Here is an 18,237-nt window from a genome sequence, read left to right as displayed (position 1 = left end):
TCTACGGACTATCCGTTTACTTCCAGTTGCTCTCCACGGTTCATTTCTGAACCGCAGTTACCTTCAGTCTCTGGCGGGAAGCGCCGCCAGACAGGGACTCTCACCCTGCGATGTGCGTTGTATCCCAAGCGCACTAGCGGCAGGCATCCCTGCCTGCCGTGGAGGGCGCGCATCTTGCCGCCCGGAAAGAAACGAAAAAACCGAGGAACGCTTTCCCTTCTCCACGCGCCCGACCCTTTCCAAAGTTCCTTCCGCCGGGCTCGGAAGCCCGGCTCTACGGCAGGCAAGATGCCCGCCGCTACCCTTAGCGGCGGCGAAAGCAACGTTTACGAGCAAAGGCCGTGGCAGCCTACCCCGTTTTTCCGCCCTTCCCGCTGGAAACCTGCTGGAGATGCCGGGTCACCGCTTCCGTCCGGGAACGCACGTGAAGCTTCTCGTAGATGTGCCGCACATGGGTGTGAACGGTTGCGTAACTGATCTTTAACTTTTCGGATATTTCGCGATACAGAAAACCCTGTGACAGCAAGTCCAGCACCTCCTGCTCGCGCAACGAGAGCTTCTCGTAATCGTTCACCGGGTTGCTGATTTTCTGGAACGATGCCACCACCTTGCGCGCGATATGGCTCGTCATCGGCGAACCTCCCTCGTGAACTTCTCGAATCGCCTGGATGATCTGCTCCGGCGAACTTTGCTTCAGGAGATAGCCGCTCGCACCCGCAGACAACGCGCTAAAAATGATGTTCGTGTTCTCGTAAACCGTGAGCATCACCACCTGCGTCGAAGGCAGCAATTCTTTCAGGCGGCGCACGCAATCGACGCCATTCATTCCCGGCAGGTTGATGTCCATGAGCACGACGCCGGGCCGGGTGATCACCAATTCAGCCAGGGCGTTTTCGCCGCTGGGATGCTGGCTCACGCATGTGAACCCATCTGTGGAATCGATCAGGCGCGCGAGACTGCCGCGAACCTTGACGTCGTCTTCAACGATTGCAACTGTGAATGGCATAAACGCGGTCAACTGGCCAACGGTCATCCCGCAGCGCCATTCTGTATCACGACTGTCAACTCCACTTCCGTCCCCTCGTTCCGTTTGCTGCGCACCGCGGCTTGTCCGCCAATCTGTTCAAGGCGCGCCGTTATGTTTCGCATCCCATGCCCCGCGCTGGCACGCAGGCCCGCGAGTTCAGCCGCGCCGCCTTCCTCTGACTGGAATCCGTGTCCATTGTCGCGAATCACAAAACTGATCGAGGGCGGATCGACAACCAACTGCAGCGAAACCTCGGTTGCCCCCGCGTGCTTCACCACATTGTTCAGTGTCTCCTTGATCGCGAGAAACAAGTTGTGGCGAACATCGGCTGAAACGGCAATTCCCGGCAGCGTCGCGGGCAGGTTCAAGCGGCACCGCAGCCCCGCCACGGAAACGAAGTCATGGACATACTTCCCAACGTATGTCGCGAGCCCATCCAGCGTGTCATTCTCAGGGTCCACCGCCCAGACGATTTCATCCATCGTTCGCACGAGATCCCGGGCCGTTTCGCCGATTTGAGCGAAATGACTTTCCGTCTTGGCAGGATCTTCGCGGCGCGCCAGTCCACTTTGCAGGATGATCTGCGTCAATCCCGCGCCAAGGTCGTCGTGAATGTCGCGTGCGATTCTTTCCCGATCCCGCTGCAACGCGCGCTGGTGTTTTAAAAGCTCAACCTTCCGCTTCAGATTTCGCGTTGCTGCGTATCGCATCGTCATGGCGCTGCCGCCTAATAAAACAACCCCAACCATTCCCTGAAACCACCATGTCTCCCACGCGTGGGGCAATATTTCGAACGCCAGGTGCGCGCTGGGAGAACTCCACACGCCATCGTTGTTGCATGCAATGACTTCGAATCGGTATTCGCCCGGTGTGAGCGAGCTGTATCGCGCGCTCCGATCCCCGCCGGCCTCGAGCCATGGCGCGCTTTCACTGCCCAACCGATACCGGAACCTCACCTTGTCAGGCGCCGCAAAACTTAAAGCGGTAAACCTGAATTCCAGCTGATGCTTTCCAGGCGGCACTTGCACCGGAGATGCCGTCGACGCGCCCGCCCGGAGCTGAATCATTCTGCCGTCGACCCACATCTCTTCAATCGCAACCGGCGGCGGAACTTCATTTCGCGACACATTCCGTGGCTGGATGGAAACCGCACCTTTCACCGTGGCGAACCAGAGGGTCCCATCCTTCGCTTTCCAGCACGACGGCTGGTAACTCCCGGAACATTCCAGCGTCGGGAGACCATCGTACAAGCCGTACGCAACACACGACAGGGACCGCGCGCCGCCACTCTCAAACGCGTCAATGGACTCGCGGGCGAGCGAGAAGATTCCGCGGCGCGATCCGATCCAAAGATTTCCGTTACCATCGTCCAGTAACTGGCAGATGATGTCGTTCGGCAAGCCGTGCTGTGTTGTGAATCGCCGAAAGACTCCGTCGCGGAATCGAAGCAACCCTCCGCGGAAGGTCCCGAGCCAGACGGTTCCGTCCGGGTCCGCAAGCAGCGACCAGATCGCCGCGGCTTCAATCCCGTCGTCCGGACGAAACTCCACAAATGAGCCGTGCGAGTAGCGAATCAGGGTTCCGTTGCCAGTTCCGATCCACACATTGCCTTCGGCGTCAGTCGTCAAAGCGCGAACGACCTGGCTATCAAATCCATCGGCCGGCCCGAACGTCGAAAGGACACCGCCATGCCATCGCGCCAGGCCGGTCTGATATCCCATCCAGACCGCGCCGTCGGCTGCGGCGTGCAGCGCCTTGATCCCATGAACAGCTTCAGGGGCGGGAACGATGCGGCCATCTTCCATGAGGGTGAGATCCTCCCGGCCGGCGCTGATCCACAATCGATTGGGTGCGGCAGGGAAGACGGAAAAAAACGATCCGCGATACGCGCCGCTTGGCAGGTCAAAACGCTCGAGAGAATTGTTGCGCCAGCGATTCAAGCCGCCTCCAAACGTCGCAATCCACACGTCCCCTGCCGAATCTTCGCAAACCGACGACACCGCGGAGTTCGCGAGCCCTTCAGCGGGTCCGACGACACGAAACCGCCGTTCGCGCAAGCGCACCAACCCACCCCGCTCGACGCCAACCCAGATATTCCCTTCGCGATCTTCCAGCCAGGAACTCACGCGATCGCCCGGCAAGCCATTCGTTGACGTGATGCGCTGGGTGGATCCATCAGGCCGGACGTGAAAGAGGCCCTGGCCAAAATGACGCAACCAAACGCCACCATTCCGGTCTTCATAAGCGTCGATATAAAAAGCCGACTCAGCGAGTTGCCGCCAGGCTTTGACTTCCAACTTCCAGCGTTTTCCCTGCAACAAGCTGAACTTCTCCGGGCTCAGCACCCAGCAGCCATTCGTGCGGGTCGCCAAAAGCATCGATACCCCTCCGTCCGTCCCAACACTCGCAGTTTGATCTTCGAATCGCCTTCCATCCCACATCGCAATTTCCCGTTCTGTCGCGACCCAGATTCTCCCCTGCGAATCGGATGTCATCGCACTGACGTTACTGCCTTGCAACCCGTGATCGGCCGGAAGCGGAAGCGCATTCGTTCCGATGACGCGACCTGCCGCGCCATCCCTTGTGTGGTACCAAATGGTGCCACTTCGATCCTGCTGAAAAAAATTGCCATGCGTGACGCCATCCAGCGCAACGCTCCGCCAATGGTTCGTGCCTGGCGGATGTGCGTCCCTGTAAACGAGTTCGCCCCGCAAAAGGGCAAAGTAAATGCGGTCGGACTGAGAAAACACGGCGCTCACCTGTCCGCCACTCCACTGATGAGTGAACACGCCGTCGAGCAGAGAGGTCATCGCGCCCCCATAGGTATTGATCCACAGAGTTCCACGGGCATCGACAAACAGGGCGAGAACGCGGGCGTGTTTCAGCGCGGGAGTATTGATCGGATCGAAAACCACGAAGCGAACGCCATCAAAGCGCACGAGGCCATTGTGCGTGCCAATCCAAAGGTATCCATCGGGCGTCTGCACGATGCTAGTAACAGAACTGTCGGGCAGACCTTCGTCACTCGTCCACACATCCAGAAGGTAGTGTGGATTGCCTATGGGCCGGACCTGCGCATAACCGCCGGTCACCGCGAGGACGGCGGCGGCGAGGGCGATGATTTTCACGCCAAAGCAGCGCAACACATGCACGCCTCACCCTGAACAAACAAAACTGGAAAAACAAGCAGCGCGGATTGTCCGGTGCGATAAAATGGTCGGGGCGGTGAGATTCGAACTCACGACCTCTTGTACCCGAAACAAGCGCGCTACCAGGCTACGCTACGCCCCGACCCAAAGGCCTGTGAAAGTGCACGGCTCATCCGCGTTTTGCAATCCGTAAATTCAGCCCCATTTCCAAAGAAACGAGACGCGTTCAGCGATGGAACCCAGCTGCGTCGCAACCGCGTTTTTTCGTGTGGTTCGTGTGATTCGTGGTCAACCGCGTTTAATGAAACTTGTGCCACGCACTGGAATTCGACTTGAGTTTCACCCGCCAGGACCGACATCAACCGGTTATGAAACCCAGAATCCGTACCCTATCCATCGTTGTGCTCATCCTCACCCTGGCGCTCGAAAATTCCCCGACCGCGCGCGCAGCAGACTTTGAAATCAAACTCGAGAAAAGCCGCACCAAAAACTTCGGCGCGTCCCCTACAATCATTGTCCCGACGGTCTATCTCAAGCTCCCCATCGCGGGCAAGGTGTTCGTCGCCAAGCAGGGCGGCGTGCTTTCAGGACTGGGTGGCGGCGGCGGCAACTCGGTCAAGGCAAAGGCAACTTACGCCGTCAAGGGCATGGACAAGGAGTTCGCCCAGCAACTTGCGGCCAAGGTCCAGGAGAACTTCGTCGCGGAACTCAAGGAGGCGGGTTACAACGTGAAAACTTACGACGACCTCAAGTCCACGGACGCATTCGCTGATTCGAAACTCGCGAAGGTGGACGAGGACTGGGGCCTTCCAACCGAGAAAGATCCGTCAGGCAACACTGTCTTTCTGCTTGTTGCGCCTACCGACGCCCAAAATTTCAAGGGCGGGCTCGCTGGCGGCGCATTTGCCCCCTTCATGCGGCGCGGCAAAAGCACCCTCGGCGAAGGCACGATTGTCATTCCCACTTACGTCATTGCCGCGCCGCAAGCCTGGGGTGAAACCGGTGGCGGCTACAAGCGCATCTCCGCAAAGGTAAACGTCCTTCCCGGAATGAACCTCTCCTGGGCCTCTGTCGCATTGTTGACGGAAAAAGGCGGCTGGGGCGATGTCCGTCTCAAGGAGCAGATCATCAACATCAGTGAGCAGGTTGGCGAACTGACTGACGAAGACACCACTGACCGCGCGGGCAATGCCGTCAGCTCCGCTCTTTCAATCCTCTCAGGCGCCGGCCGCATCAGCAGCAAATCGGGATTCTATCAGATGAACGTCGATCGGACGGCCTATGAGGCGGGATTGCTGCGGGGCGTCGGGGCTTTCAACGCAGAAGTCGGCAAGGTCGTGGCAGAGGCAAAACAATAAGACCGCCGCGCGTCAGCTGTTCACCGCGAACCCGGCCGTCTCATCGGCCGGGTTCACTCAAAACGAAGACGGCAATCGCAACCGTTTCTCCAGCCGCGACGGATCCCACCAATCGCCGGTTTCAGGGCCGGAACTCCGACGCTTCCCATCGGTGCGATTTAACTCGTAGATCCCTCCTTCCTCCAGGGTCTTCGCATTGAAAGCCGAGCATCGACAGGTCAGAAGCGGAACATCCCCGTTCGCCGACAGGTAAGCCATCGGACCCATGGGCACGGGACCATCATCGACAACACTCGGCACGACGAGCCATGGCGCCTCGGAGCGGGATCGTTCGATTGAAAACGATCTGCCCGGCAAAGCCTTTCCGAACTGCTCTCCTGCTGCCATTTCCAGTCGTTGCGAGACCCAGATGATGTCCGCGCCGGAACTGTCATGACGCACCTCCCAGATTGCCGGATGGCCGGAAGAGTCAAGCGTCAGCCGAACTGACTGGTTCGGCCATTCGAACGTTCGTTGTTCAACCAATTTACCGGCGATCGTGATTGAGTTCGTGTGGTACAACACACGATGCGGAGAAAGTTTTTTCCCTGTGCGCGCGTCCTGCAATAACAAAGGCGCCAGCTGGACCGCCATCGGTTCGTGCCCGGCTGCATCGGGCTTGAACAAAGCGACTCGCTCCATGAGATCCCAGACTCGCGCATAAATCAGACGCCGTGCCGCGTCTGATATTTCCGACGCACCTACGCGTACTGACGCGGGACTAGCGACCTTTTCCGACTGGCAACCCGACAGAATTGCCATGATGAAAATCAATCCAGCGGTGAGTCGGACGTTTCGCTTCATTTCTTCACATACCCGTTTTCGCGGAACCACGCCACCGCATCAGCCAGCGCCGTCTTCGGCTGGGTTTGAGGGATGCCCAATTCCCGGATGGCTTTGGCTGGATTGAAGAACATTTTGTAGCGCGCCATCCGAACACCTGCGAGCGGCGCTTTGGGCGGCTTGCCGGTAACCGCGGCCATGCCCTCGCTGACATACGCGGCGGCGAGCGCAACGGCATGGGGCACACGCATCGTGGGCGCGGGCAATCCTGTAATCCCCTGCAATACATCAAGCGCAGCCTTCATCGTCCAATTGCCCTCGGCATTGCCGAGAATATAGCGCTCGCCAATCCGTCCCTTTTCGGCTGCGAGAATGTGCCCGACGACCACGTCGCGGACGTGAACCCAATTCAAGCCAGTGTCGACGTAGCCCGGCATGTTCCTGTTGAGAAAGTCCACTATCACCTGACCCGTCGGCGTGGGCTTCACGTCCCGCGGCCCGACGGGAGCGCTCGGATTAACAATCACAATCGGCAGGCCTTTCGAGGCGAGTTCGCGGGCAACCACCTCGGCGCGCCATTTCGAGCGCTTGTAATGATTGCTCATTTGCGCCTCCGAAACCGGAGTGGTCTCATCGGTGGGAACAACAGTTCCATTCACCTCCCGCGGCAGCCCAATGCAGCCCACCGTGCTGGTATAAACAATCCGCGAACATCCCGCCTGCGCCGCGGCCGCAAGCACATTGCGGGTGCCTTCAACGTTGGCCGCATACATGGGAGCGTAATCGCGCAACCACAGGTGATAGCTCGCAGCAACATGAAAACACCAGTCGCATCCACGGATAGCCCCCGCGAGCAGCGCCGGGTCTGAGACGTCGCCATCCACCCGCTCGACCTCAAGCCCGCCAATGCCACGCGAATCGCTCCCGCGACGCACGAGCGCCTTGACGCGATGTCCGCGCGCGATCAGCTCGTGAACCAGGTTGGCGCCGACGAATCCCGAGGCGCCAGTGACAAAACAGTTCATGACGCGAGTCTGCCAACGACCGCGCGCGGAGCCGAACACATTTGTTCGTGTTCACGGATTTTGTTGAAAACTTCTCATCCTCGCGGGGGAAGCATGCCTAAAGTCAACGTGTTCACGGGCCGATACTTGACTCAACTTTTACGATGCTAAAGAATCACGGCGTCGTATGCCGCTAAAGAGCAGTGTGAGAAAGAAATTATCGCGCCGGGAACAACGGGATTTGGACATCAAAATCGAATTTATGGAAGGCGTCGTCAGGCGCGATCCAAACTACGTCGAGGCCCTCCAACTCCTCGGCGATCACTATACCCAGCGCGGGCGCTTTGATCACGGCCGCCGCGTCGACGAGCGACTTTCCGAACTGCAGCCCGCTAATCCGCTCGTTTTTTATAACCTCGCCTGCAGCTATTCGCTGACGGACGAAGTGGAGCTGGCCGCCGCCTCGTTGCGCAAGGCCATCGCGCTCGGCTATCGGGATTTCAACTGGCTCGCCAAGGATCCCGACCTGGTCACGCTTCGCAAGCACCCGCTCTTCCGCGGGATTCGCGATCAGATCCGGCGGATGAAGGTGAAAGTGCTTTAATCGCACCACCCGATTCCGTTTAATCTGCCCGCATGAACGTCACCGTCCGCGGGAAAACCCGCCACTATCGCACCGTCACGTTTGATGCGGAATCGAACGAGGTGCTGCTGATCGAACAGCGGCTGCTTCCCCACGACTTCCAGATTGTGGCCATGCGGGATTTTCGCGAAACCGCCCGGGCGATCACCGACATGGTCGTGCGCGGCGCAGGAGCGATCGGTGCCACGGCTGCTTACGGCCTTGCCCAGGGCGCGCTCGCATTCCGGGGCAGCGACCTCAAACGCTTTGCCTCCCACATGGATGGAGTATATCAGACGCTGGCGCAGGCGCGGCCCACCGCCGTCGATCCGGTGAACGCGATGAACACGATTCGCGGGCTGATGCGGCACGGCGAAAGCGTGTCTGAACAGCAGGCGCTCGCAGTTGCCGGGGCCGAGGAATTCGCGAATGAAGACGCGCAGCATTGCCGTGAACTCGGGGAGCACGGAGCAAAGTTGATTCGCAATGGAATGAAGGTGCTGACGCATTGCAACGCGGGTTGGCTTGCGTTCGTCGATTACGGTTCAGCCACCGCTCCGCTCTATTCAGCACAGGAACGCGGCCGCACGTTTCACGTCTTCTGCGATGAAACCCGCCCGCGCTGCCAGGGCGCAACGCTGACCGCGTGGGAGCTGGCGCAGCAAAAAATCCCGCATCACATCATTGCAGACAACGCCGCGGGCCACCTGATGCAGCGCGGCGAAATTGACCTCGTCATCGTCGGCAGTGATCGCACCCTGGGCCGCACGGGCGAGGTTGCCAATAAAATCGGAACCTACACGAAAGCCGTGCTGGCGAAGCGTCATGGCATTCCGTTCTACGTAGCGATTCCGCTTTCTACGATCGACTGGAACTTGAAGTCAGGCTTCGAAATTCCCATTGAAGAGCGTGATGAAAGCGAAGTGCTCGGGGCCTGGGGCATCGGCACCGATCCCAATTCTCGGAAACGAAGCGGCAAACCCGGAGCACGCACGTACGTTCGCGTCGCCAATCCTTCGAGCCCAGCCCGCAACCCGGGATTTGACGTGACGCCTGCAGATTTGATTACGGGTATCATCACTCCCATGGGCATCTTCAAACCACGGGATCTCTGGAAGAAGCGCAAGGAACTGGGTGGGTTCTGAACAGCGGCCCGCCCGCACTCCTATGCGCCGGCAGGTTCGACTACTCACCAGATGATTGCACTGAAGCAGGCTGAAGCCTGCGCTCTGAAGCGCGGCGTCACGCCGTTTGGTCAGCGTACCGTCCAATGCTGAAACAACGGTCCGCTCGCTCCGTGCAGCGGGTCGTTCTTGGGCATCGCAACCTGCGCGATGTTCTCATCGCTTGCTGGGCGTTCATTCGGCCGGCCGTAATTCATATCCCACTCAGCGCCGCCAGGGTAGCCGCCGACCACTGCGAAATCACTGCTGGCACCAAGGTTCTTGTGCGCCACACCGGCTGGAATGATCACAACGTCTCCAGCCGTAATCTTTTGCTTGATCCCTTTTTCTCCGCCGAATTGAATCGTCGCAGACCCCTTGAATACGCCGAGTACTTCGTGCGTGGTGCTATGGTAATGATGATAGGTGTAGATGCCATTTCGCCAGGTGCCGGTCCAGTCGTTGCTCTGGAACAATTCCTCGAACAAAGCAGCCGGATCGCGGCCTTCCAGGTTAACTGCCGTTCTGTAGACCAATAATGGCAGCCGGTTGTTGGGAACCGCTCCATCATCCTTCAGCACGGTCGCGATGATTTCGGGACGATTCAAAACATCAGTAGCCAGGCCCATTTTTCCACTCATGCCTCACTCTACGTTCGTTTTCCCGAAACCAATAACGGTTTAGTGGTCGGTTTTTTCCCCAGTCGGAGGGCGGGTTTGAGTGCGGCAGGACGAAGAGCGCCAAACCGTTGCTGCAAACAGGCGCCCCTCGGCTATGGAAGAACTTCCACCCGATAGAATCGTTGAATCGCCCCCGGGGTCGTGATGTCCACCTTCGTTGAATTTGTGCCAGCCGCCACGACGAGCCCGGGCAGGTCGTTCCACCCGATGTCGGAAAGCCCGGCCTTGAATTGAACGCGGTACGTCTTGCCCGACACGGAATTCCATCGAACCGTTGTCTGCAAAACAGTCTTCGTCACGCTCCGCTCCATCCTCAAAAGGGATTCCGAATCGTCAGGATTCGTGCCCGCCAGAAATTCGGCAAGGTCACTGAACCCGTCTTCATCGAAGTCACCTGTGCCATCCCTGGCGGTCGTCTTGAAGTAAAGCAACTCCCATGCATTGGCCATTCCATCGCCATCACCGTCCGCCGTGACCACGTCTGTCGCGCGTTTCAAGTTCCCTGTCACGTCATACTGATAGGTCCGGCCTTTTCCTGATCCGTGATTGATCGCAATCAGACGACCGGCGGTGTCGTAGGTAAAGGTGGCAAACTCCGCGGCTGCGACGGTCATGACCGCCAGGAGCCCGCAGAAAATCGCGAAGATGGAAATTCGATTTTTCATCGGAGTTAATATCGATACGTTCCCGTCACATCGGACCACGATCCTCCCGTGCCGCCCCATTGGAAACTATCCAGGAGCTCGGAATACAAGAGCCGCCTCTGCCTCGAAGACGAATACATCGCGTTATACAGATGCCAATGGACCCAGAATCCGTAAGTGAGATCAGCGAGCTTCGGTTTGACCTGCTGCCCATTCACAAAGGCCACTCCGCGCGGCATCAGCATCGGTGGAAACCCCGCCATCCACAGTGAGAAGTTCATTTGATCCTGCGTTTGGCTGTTGCCGCGCAGGTCGGTCGGTCCGCTTTGAAGAAGGGCCCCATAAATGCCAACCATGAAGGATTCGGTAGACAGCTGGAACAGGTTCACCTGTCCGGTCCTCCTGATCGGCTGCACAATCGAGAACTCCGCGCCTTGATCAGCCCAGTGGTTCACAGTCGTCGAAAGGATCGGCTCGAACTCAGCACCGACGTTGAGAGTGAGATAGTCGAATTCGTTTTCGGTTCGCCTCGTGATCACGTTCACGGCTCCAGCGACGGCATCCGATCCATACACGCTCGACGCGCCATCCTTCAGCACTTCCACCCGATCCACCGCCGCCAGCGGTATGCTGTTGAGGTCTGCAGCCGGGGAACTTCGAACCCCATTCAAAAGCACGAGCGTCCGATCCGAGCCGAGCCCTCGAAGGTTCAAACTGCTCGCGGCCGACAGGGCACCGATTGAGGCCGGCAGCGCTGCCAGCACATCAGAGACGTTCTCCATTCCCGCCTTGCTGACGTCATCGCGCCCAATGACCTGTAATGGATTTGCGCTTTCCGCGAGCCGCTCATTGCGCGTCCCTGCAGGGTCAATGAACTGCAGGGGATTGTTCGCCGCGTAGGCGTAGGGATTGAGGCTCAGGGGGTCGCTCAGCATCGGCCACAACGGATCGCGCGAAAGGAATCGCGCCGTCAGCGGGTCATAAAACCGTGCGCGCATGTGATACAACTGCGCGTCAGAATCCCAACGCACCCCATACTGCCCGGCATACCTGAACGGCTGATCGGCTGCACCGCTTTGCGCAACAATCAAGCCGTAAGGACTGTAGGCATAGGCGGCACTGAGAGCCCCAGCAGCCGAACTCAGAGCCAGGGTCGAACCGTTCAGGTCAAAGTGGTAATACGTGACGCTGTTCCCTCCAGCACCATCGATCGAATACAACAGCCGTCCGTCGGGCGTCCAAACGTAGTAGCGTTGAAACGCGCTGTTCGCCGCGTTCTGCTCCGCAACGATCGGGACACGGTGGATGGCATGGTTGTAGTGATACGTGATCGTCGCGGCCGACGTGCTCCGCGCCAGCAGGTTTCCCACTCCATTGAAGGCATTCGTCACACCGCCAGCGCGGATGAGTTGCGACGCGGCGTTCCACCCATACGTTCTTCCAGGCGACGCCGTCATGCGCCCGCGGCCGTCATAGGAGTAACCCGCTGCCGAGACTTGATGTGCAACGTCGAAGGTGAAATCCCGTGTCTCGGGTGCATCCGGGGCGGAGAAAAGTGGTGTTTCAGACGCCAATGCGACCATCAATCCAGCCGCACTATAGGTGAATTGCAGATCGATCAAATTGCCCTCCCGAATGCGGGTCACCTTTCCAGCAGCGTCGTGCGTGTAGATGCCATTGATGCCGTTTGCGCGAAAGACGTTTGTAAGGCGTCCGCCGTCGTCGTAGAAAAAGTTCACCTGGCCGTTGCCCAGCGTGTCACGAACCTGGATGAGCCGATCCCTCGAATCGTACGAATAAACAGCGGAAAAGCTTCCGTTGTTGTAGGTGACATTGGTCAGCCGCCCTCCTGAATCGAACGCGGCACCGAACTGGATCCCGCTGCTTAGCGTGTTCGTAACGCGATCCTCAGGGTCGTACGCCAGTGCCAAACCTGCGGCATTCGTCAGACGATGCAAGACGTCGTAGCTGAATGCCGCGGCAGGCCCTCCACTGAACTCCAGCTTTGTCAGATTACCCGAAGGATCGAAGCTGTTGGTCTGGGACGCACCATCTGCAAACGCAACACGCGCGGGCCTGCCGCGGCTGTCGTAGCTGACACTGTTCGTGCGATTCAACGGATCGACAGAACGTAACAGCCGTCCCATGTTCGAATACTCAAAGCGCCACTGGCTCCCGCCCTGATCCACCAGTCGTTCCATCATGCCAAGCGCATTGAAGACAGCCGTGGCGGGGCCAAGCGCTGACCGGTTTGCGTTGGTCAGCGAGCTGCGAGGCTCATGCCCAAATTGATCGATGTGGCCCATCGGATCCACCGTGCGAAACACGCGGTGCAGTGCATCGCGGTTCAACACGGAAACCAGCCCAAGCTGGTTCGTTATCGCAGACACAAATCCAACCGCATCGCGATCAACTGCCATGCTGTTGCCGAGCGCATCGGTGAAACTGCGCACCAGGTCTTCATCGTCGGAGCCGAAGGTGCGGGCCTTGCCTGCAGCGTCCACGATCGAGGTCAAGCGCTGCCGCGCGTCCCACGCAAATTGCATGACGTTTCCATTGCGATTCGTGAAAGTGGATATCTGATCGAATGAATTATAAGTATAGGCAAGCCGCCGTTCCATGCGATCGACAACCTCATTCAGCCGGTCAGCTGCGTCGTATTGAAAACGGGCAACATGTCCCGCCGCATTCGTGATCCCGATCAAACGATCGTTCGCATCAAACGCAAACCAGGTCGTGTTCGTCCGTTCATCCGTGATCGCCCGGATCCGGTCCGCAGCGTCGAGCACGACTCGAACCGCGCGTCCATCCGCAGCGGTCGCATTCGTCACACGCCGCAGCGCGTCATGATGGAACGTGATGGTTCCAAGGACGGGATCTGTCCGCGATGCAATGGTACCATCCGCGTTGTACACGAGCGTTGTAACTCCCCCTGCAGCGTTGGTTGCGGCGGTCAGCTGTCCGCGCGCATTGTAACCGAATCGTGCAACGTGACCCGCCGGATCCTGGAACGCAGCCAGGTTGCCCATCGCATCGTAAGAAAACCGCTGAGTCGACCCGCCGGGAAGAGTCACCGATGCCACTTCATGGAACGTGATCCCGTTCACGATCCGATTTGTATAGGTGAACTGTGTTACGGATCCATCGGAGTTGGTGAAGGCGCCCGGCAGGCCAGAGGCAGGATGGAATGCAGCGCCGACCGAAGCTCCCGTGCGATCAATGATTGCTGCCCGCCTTCCCTGCGAGTTTGTCTGAACCGTCAAGCTCTTCCCCGCCGCATCCTTCATTGCCAGCAGCACTCCATTCGCTGAATGGGAATACACCGTCACCCCGCCCGCCGCGTTGGTCACATAGGTGATATTTCCAGGACTGTAGTTAAAACGCGTGATGTTCGTTCCCATGCGGCTCTGCTGCACAACCCGGCCCTGGTCGTCGTAGACCTGCGAGTAGCCGAAATTACCCGCTGGGAAGGTGGTCGACGTCAGAAGGGAACGGATGGATTTGCTGTTGTCGTAAGTATGGAAAGTCGTGCCGCCGAGTGCATTCGTGATCCGCAGGAGATTGAAATCGCTGCCCGACTGCGCAAAGACGAGACGCACCTCGCGGGTGCCGTCCGAAACGCGGTTCAACAATTGCGCTCCCACGTAGCTGAACGTGAGCGATCGCCCCAGCCCATCCGAAACCTGGTTCAACAATCTTTCCTCGGTGTAAGTCAGGCTGTGGGCGTTCCCTTTCCCATCGCTGACGCTCATCAACAGCCCGTTGGTGCTGAATGTGTATGACAGATTGGCGCGCGGATCTCCGAAGATCACGTTCGTTCCACTATCGACCAATTGAAACGGCATGAACGTCGGCGAGCGCAGCATCCAGTTGGTTCCCACACGATCAAATCGAACAGCGAGTCCCTGCGGCGACACGATAAGTGCTTGGTTCGTTAGGCCAAGAATGGCGGACCACTCAAAGTTGTGCGTCCAGTTGTTGCCAATTCGGGAATTCACGAGCGAGTCGGCTTGCAGGCGCGAAGCGTAATAGCGCGAGAACTGAAGCGGCAGCGGTCCCCCGAGCCATAGATCAGGCGCCTCCTGCATCACCAACTCGCCCGTGTAGGCGTTCACGGGATCGCCTGCAAACGCGGAGTCAGGCGAGTTGCCTGATGTGGAGGTCGTTTCATTCGTTGTGACTCGCACTTCAACAAAGCAGAAGCCGCTGGCCGGTGGCGGTGTCGGGAAATCCCAGCCAAGAATCATGCTGTTGGTGCCGACCTCCCGCGCTTCGATGACGAACGTTCCCATGATCCGCCCAGTCGGGGTGAAAAACACGACGGGCGCAACGTCGGGACGTGTCTGCGATACCACGCCGAAAAAGCTGATCCCCTGCTCGGCGCGATCGGAAACAATATAGTAAGTAACAACGTCACCCGGCTTGCAGCGAATCACGGGCGGTCCGCAATAATGCGCGTGAGCTGCTGGCGTAATCAATTGGGCGGTCAGGGCGAGCACCAGCATCAAACCCAGGCGGGAAGCGCGGAAAGATTTTAACAGGTTCATGGCAGGGCAGGCCGTTTGGGAATGCCGCATTAAGCCACGTTATGAAGGATTTGAGAAGCGGTAAAAATACCGAGGTTGCGCCCCCTCGACGCGGATCAATACGGATGGGGAAGGGCAGAACGGGTTTAGGGAATTGCGCCAATTTTCGCGAATTGCCTGCGGGTTTCGTGTAATGAGTGTGTTTCGTGGTTTTCGATTCTTCTGCGGCTCCGTGGGCAAACTCGGCAAATCCTTTTAACCGCAGATGGCACGGATAGGTGAAGCAGGAAGTAATGGAGTGGCAGAGTTCACGCGGGTTGATTGAAACCTGCCGACAGGGAAGCCGGCGATACAACAGGTTTGGAAACCTGTATAGCTACGGCGGACGAGTTTCTTAGATCCGTCGCGGCGGCTCTTCGTCTTACTCCTCTTCTGGCAAATCCCCAAAATAAAAGCTGACGGCGCCTGAATACTCGCCTTTGGCCGATGTGAGCTGGCTTTGTGGGCCGCTATGCGTGGCATCTTTGAACTTGGTGCCAATCGGCGGAATGGCATGCAACAATCCGAGTCCCGCATCGGGGAGTTGAACCTTGGTCTTCCCAATGAGCTCATCCGGGGCCTGGCCCGGCGTCAGAACCTGAATGAAAGGCACTCCCTCAGGCACGACAGAAATTGTTCCTTCAGTCGTCTCCCATTGCATCCAACGCACATCCGCGAGGCACCCTTTAAACGCCGGATATTCCCACTCCTGATAACCGGGAATCGTGTCGTTGAACACATCCTCCCAAACCCCAAATGTCACGCCCGCGAGCCGGTTTTTCCACACGCGGCTTGGCCCGCCCCCCATCCACCTCTTGCCCGTCACATATTCCTCGGGGTAATCGAAAACCGCGCCAAGCCATGGATGCGATCCCTCGGCAGAAAAACGGTATTCACAACGAACCCAGCCATTCCCATGCACGCGCCACAGAATCGACTTCAGATCGCCTTCAAACCGCGCGGCGACAATGTAATCAGGCCCGTCCTGGTCGCCTCGAATCGACCGCAGGACAGAGTTCGTGAATTGAAATCGCGGGCCGTTCACAAGACTGAACTGTTCTTCGCCGCGCGTGATGCCGGCCAGCCGCGCTGAGTCGCGGGCAATCCTGATCGTCAGCTCGCCCGCCGAGATTTCAAACGCTTCCGGCGTCTCGCGGCCGGCAGCCTTTTGCGCCGCAGGGGCGTGAACCAGCGCGCTGGAATCCCCCACGCGTGGCCGGGGAAAAATCCACGTCCACAGTTCCCGGCCGCTGGGATCCTCAACCCGCAGGGCGTGTGCATCCACCCGTTCGTCTGATCTCAGCGCAGGAACGCGAAGCGAACCCTTGCTGCCCGGCTCGATGGATGGCACCTCCACCTCAGCCTCTTCGAGCACGATGAATTCAGCGCCGCCCTCCTCGAGGGTTGGATACTGCCGCAACTCCCAAGTGAAGCGGCACTGGTTCGCATCCGTAAAAGAATAGTGGTTCTCCACCGTGAAGGTGCGGCTGGATTCCTGCCTGACTTGAATGGGCGACCAGATCTGCTTGATCGTGTAGAAACTCGCCTCTCGTTCGCGGTAAGGCCCCACAATCCCGTCAGGAGCCTGATTGCCTGCGGGATCCAGTTCGCCTGTGTCGGGCCGTTTCACCGCTTCATCCACCAGGGTCCAAAGGAACGCGCCGCCCAGGAGCTTGCTCGCGCTCATCATCCGCCAATAATCCTCAAGTCCCGCTCCGAGCCCGCCATCGTAAAGCCCATGCAACATTTCCGTAGGCATGTAGATGTATTTTGCCGCGTCGTTCGTGGCGACAAGCTCCTGCCCATTGTGGTAATAAACCGCCTGGCCTGTGGCCGCGATTGAAGCTTTGTCGAAGGCAAGATAATGCGCGGTGCAGAGCCCGCTGAACGCGGCCCACGGATGCAGCACGCGCCGCTGCTGCGGATCCCATTCCTTGAAGTCAGCATCCAGATTTGTGTTCCACCCTCCTTCATTCCCGTTGTCCCAGAACAAAATGGAAGGATGGTTTACATCACGGGCGACCATCTCTTCCACTAACTGGCGGCCGACCTCGGTGTCATACGCGCGATGCCAGCCGGCAAGTTCGTCCAGCACATACAGCCCCAGCTCATCACACAAATCGAGGAATTCGGCATCGGGAGGATAATGTGACATGCGCACGGCGTTCATGTTCATCTCCTTCATCGTTTCAATGTCGAGCTTATGCACGTCCGTGCTGAGGCACCTTCCCGAGTCGGGCCAGAACGAGTGGCGGTTCACTCCCTTGAGAATCACCCGCCGGCCGTTCACATAAATCCCGTCGCCATCGCGGACTTCAACCGTCCGAAATCCAAAACGCTGCGATGTGCGATGCAGCACCTCCGCGCCCTGCTTCAAACTCACGATCACAGTATGGAGATGCGGAGTCTCGGCAGACCAGGCCAGTGGCGACTCGAATTGGGCCGCCACGTTTGCCGACGGAGACGCGGGCGCCGTCAACGCCGAACCCAACGGTTTCCCGTCCCCGCCAATGACCTGTGCCTCAACGGTCGCGCCCTGCGCCTCGCCATTGATGAACACATCCATTGCAAACCTGCCGTCAGCGCGAGCATCAATCGCGACGCGTTGAATGAATTGCCGGGGAACTGCCTCGAGGTAGACGGGACGATAAATCCCCGCGAACACCCAATAATCCGCAAGGCGCTCGGCATCGTTCACCGATTTGTTCGCTGAATGGCGCGCCACGTCCACTTCGAGCAGGTTGGTCCCGCCGAATTTCACGTGGTCCGTGATCTCGTACTTGAATCGATAGAAACCACCCTGATGCGCAGGTCCGGCGGACTGGCCGTTGATCTTGACCGCGGTGTCTGTCATGACCCCTTCGAACACAATAAAGATGCGTCGATTCGTCAGTTCGTTCGGAACAGCAAACTCGCGTTCATACAATCCCCGTTCGTCCAACGCATTTGTTCCGTCCTTTTTGTAGCTGAGTGTGCCGAAGCCGTGCACATCCCAATGAGACGGAACCGGCAGATTGGTCCACACCCCGGCGTTGGCGCCTGACGTGCATTGGAAACGCCACGGCACCGCGTCGTCCTTTCCCTTGCCGGAAAGATATTGCCGCAGCGTCTCCTGCGCCGTCGCCGGGGCGAAGCCACTGCCAGCGAAAACGGCGGCCACCGTGACCAGCCGCAGAACCAAATTCAAAATCCGAAGCTTCATG

Annotated in this window: 11 protein-coding genes and 1 tRNA gene; 3 read left to right on the top strand and 9 right to left on the bottom strand. The window is 58.6% G+C overall.

The annotated features are described in order from the left end of the window. Nucleotides 1-349 precede the first annotated feature (349 nt). The 3 genes from VEH04_05540 to VEH04_05530 form a co-directional block, all read right to left on the bottom strand. A complete protein-coding gene (locus VEH04_05540) occupies nt 350-1,006 on the bottom strand; it encodes a response regulator transcription factor (protein ID HYG22228.1) in 657 nt (218 codons plus the stop codon). A gap of 23 nt (nt 1,007-1,029) precedes the next feature. Then, a complete protein-coding gene (locus VEH04_05535) occupies nt 1,030-4,155 on the bottom strand; it encodes a two-component regulator propeller domain-containing protein (protein HYG22227.1) in 3,126 nt (1,041 codons plus the stop codon). Between the two features lie 86 nt (nt 4,156-4,241). After that, nucleotides 4,242-4,318: transfer RNA gene (locus tag VEH04_05530), tRNA-Pro, on the bottom strand. A 226-nt stretch (nt 4,319-4,544) separates the two neighbouring features. On the opposite strand from VEH04_05530, the gene VEH04_05525 reads away from it, so the two are divergent. Next, nucleotides 4,545-5,534, top strand: a complete 990-nt coding sequence (locus tag VEH04_05525; protein ID HYG22226.1) for a hypothetical protein — start codon at nt 4,545-4,547, stop codon at nt 5,532-5,534. Between the two features lie 57 nt (nt 5,535-5,591). Here VEH04_05525 and VEH04_05520 read toward each other — a convergent pair whose 3' ends face one another. Then, a complete protein-coding gene (locus VEH04_05520) occupies nt 5,592-6,377 on the bottom strand; it encodes a hypothetical protein (protein ID HYG22225.1) in 786 nt (261 codons plus the stop codon). Next, nucleotides 6,374-7,381: a hopanoid-associated sugar epimerase gene (gene hpnA / locus VEH04_05515; protein HYG22224.1), complete on the bottom strand. Its 1,008-nt coding sequence runs from the start codon at nt 7,379-7,381 to the stop codon at nt 6,374-6,376. Before hpnA ends, VEH04_05520 begins: the two co-directional genes overlap by 4 nt. 241 nt (nt 7,382-7,622) lie before the next feature. Between hpnA and VEH04_05510 the strand changes: the two genes are divergently transcribed. Beyond that, nucleotides 7,623-7,964: a hypothetical protein gene (locus tag VEH04_05510; GenBank protein ID HYG22223.1), complete on the top strand. Its 342-nt coding sequence runs from the start codon at nt 7,623-7,625 to the stop codon at nt 7,962-7,964. 32 nt (nt 7,965-7,996) lie between these two features. Further along, entirely contained in the window at nt 7,997-9,127 is a 1,131-nt protein-coding gene (gene mtnA, locus VEH04_05505) for an S-methyl-5-thioribose-1-phosphate isomerase (protein HYG22222.1), read from the top strand. A 110-nt stretch (nt 9,128-9,237) separates the two neighbouring features. On the opposite strand, the gene VEH04_05500 is transcribed toward mtnA, so the two are convergent. From VEH04_05500 to VEH04_05485, 4 genes are all read right to left on the bottom strand, one after another. Continuing rightward, nucleotides 9,238-9,774: a cupin domain-containing protein gene (locus tag VEH04_05500; protein HYG22221.1), complete on the bottom strand. Its 537-nt coding sequence runs from the start codon at nt 9,772-9,774 to the stop codon at nt 9,238-9,240. A 143-nt stretch (nt 9,775-9,917) separates the two neighbouring features. Beyond that, entirely contained in the window at nt 9,918-10,490 is a 573-nt protein-coding gene (locus VEH04_05495; GenBank protein ID HYG22220.1) for an RHS repeat domain-containing protein, read from the bottom strand. Nucleotides 10,491-10,495: 5 nt separating this feature from the next. Beyond that, on the bottom strand, nt 10,496-15,016 hold the full coding sequence (locus VEH04_05490) for a TonB-dependent receptor plug domain-containing protein (GenBank protein HYG22219.1): 4,521 nt from the start codon (nt 15,014-15,016) through the stop codon (nt 10,496-10,498). 400 nt (nt 15,017-15,416) lie between these two features. Next, on the bottom strand, nt 15,417-18,236 hold the full coding sequence (locus VEH04_05485; protein HYG22218.1) for a glycoside hydrolase family 2 TIM barrel-domain containing protein: 2,820 nt from the start codon (nt 18,234-18,236) through the stop codon (nt 15,417-15,419). Nucleotide 18,237 lies beyond the last annotated feature (1 nt).

The sequence above is a fragment of the Verrucomicrobiia bacterium genome (assembly GCA_035629175.1).
Taxonomy (GTDB): Bacteria; Verrucomicrobiota; Verrucomicrobiia; order Limisphaerales; family DASXHY01; genus DASXHY01.
The sequence above is the reverse complement of the archived record's forward strand: the minus strand, read 5'-3'. Positions and strand labels throughout refer to the sequence as shown.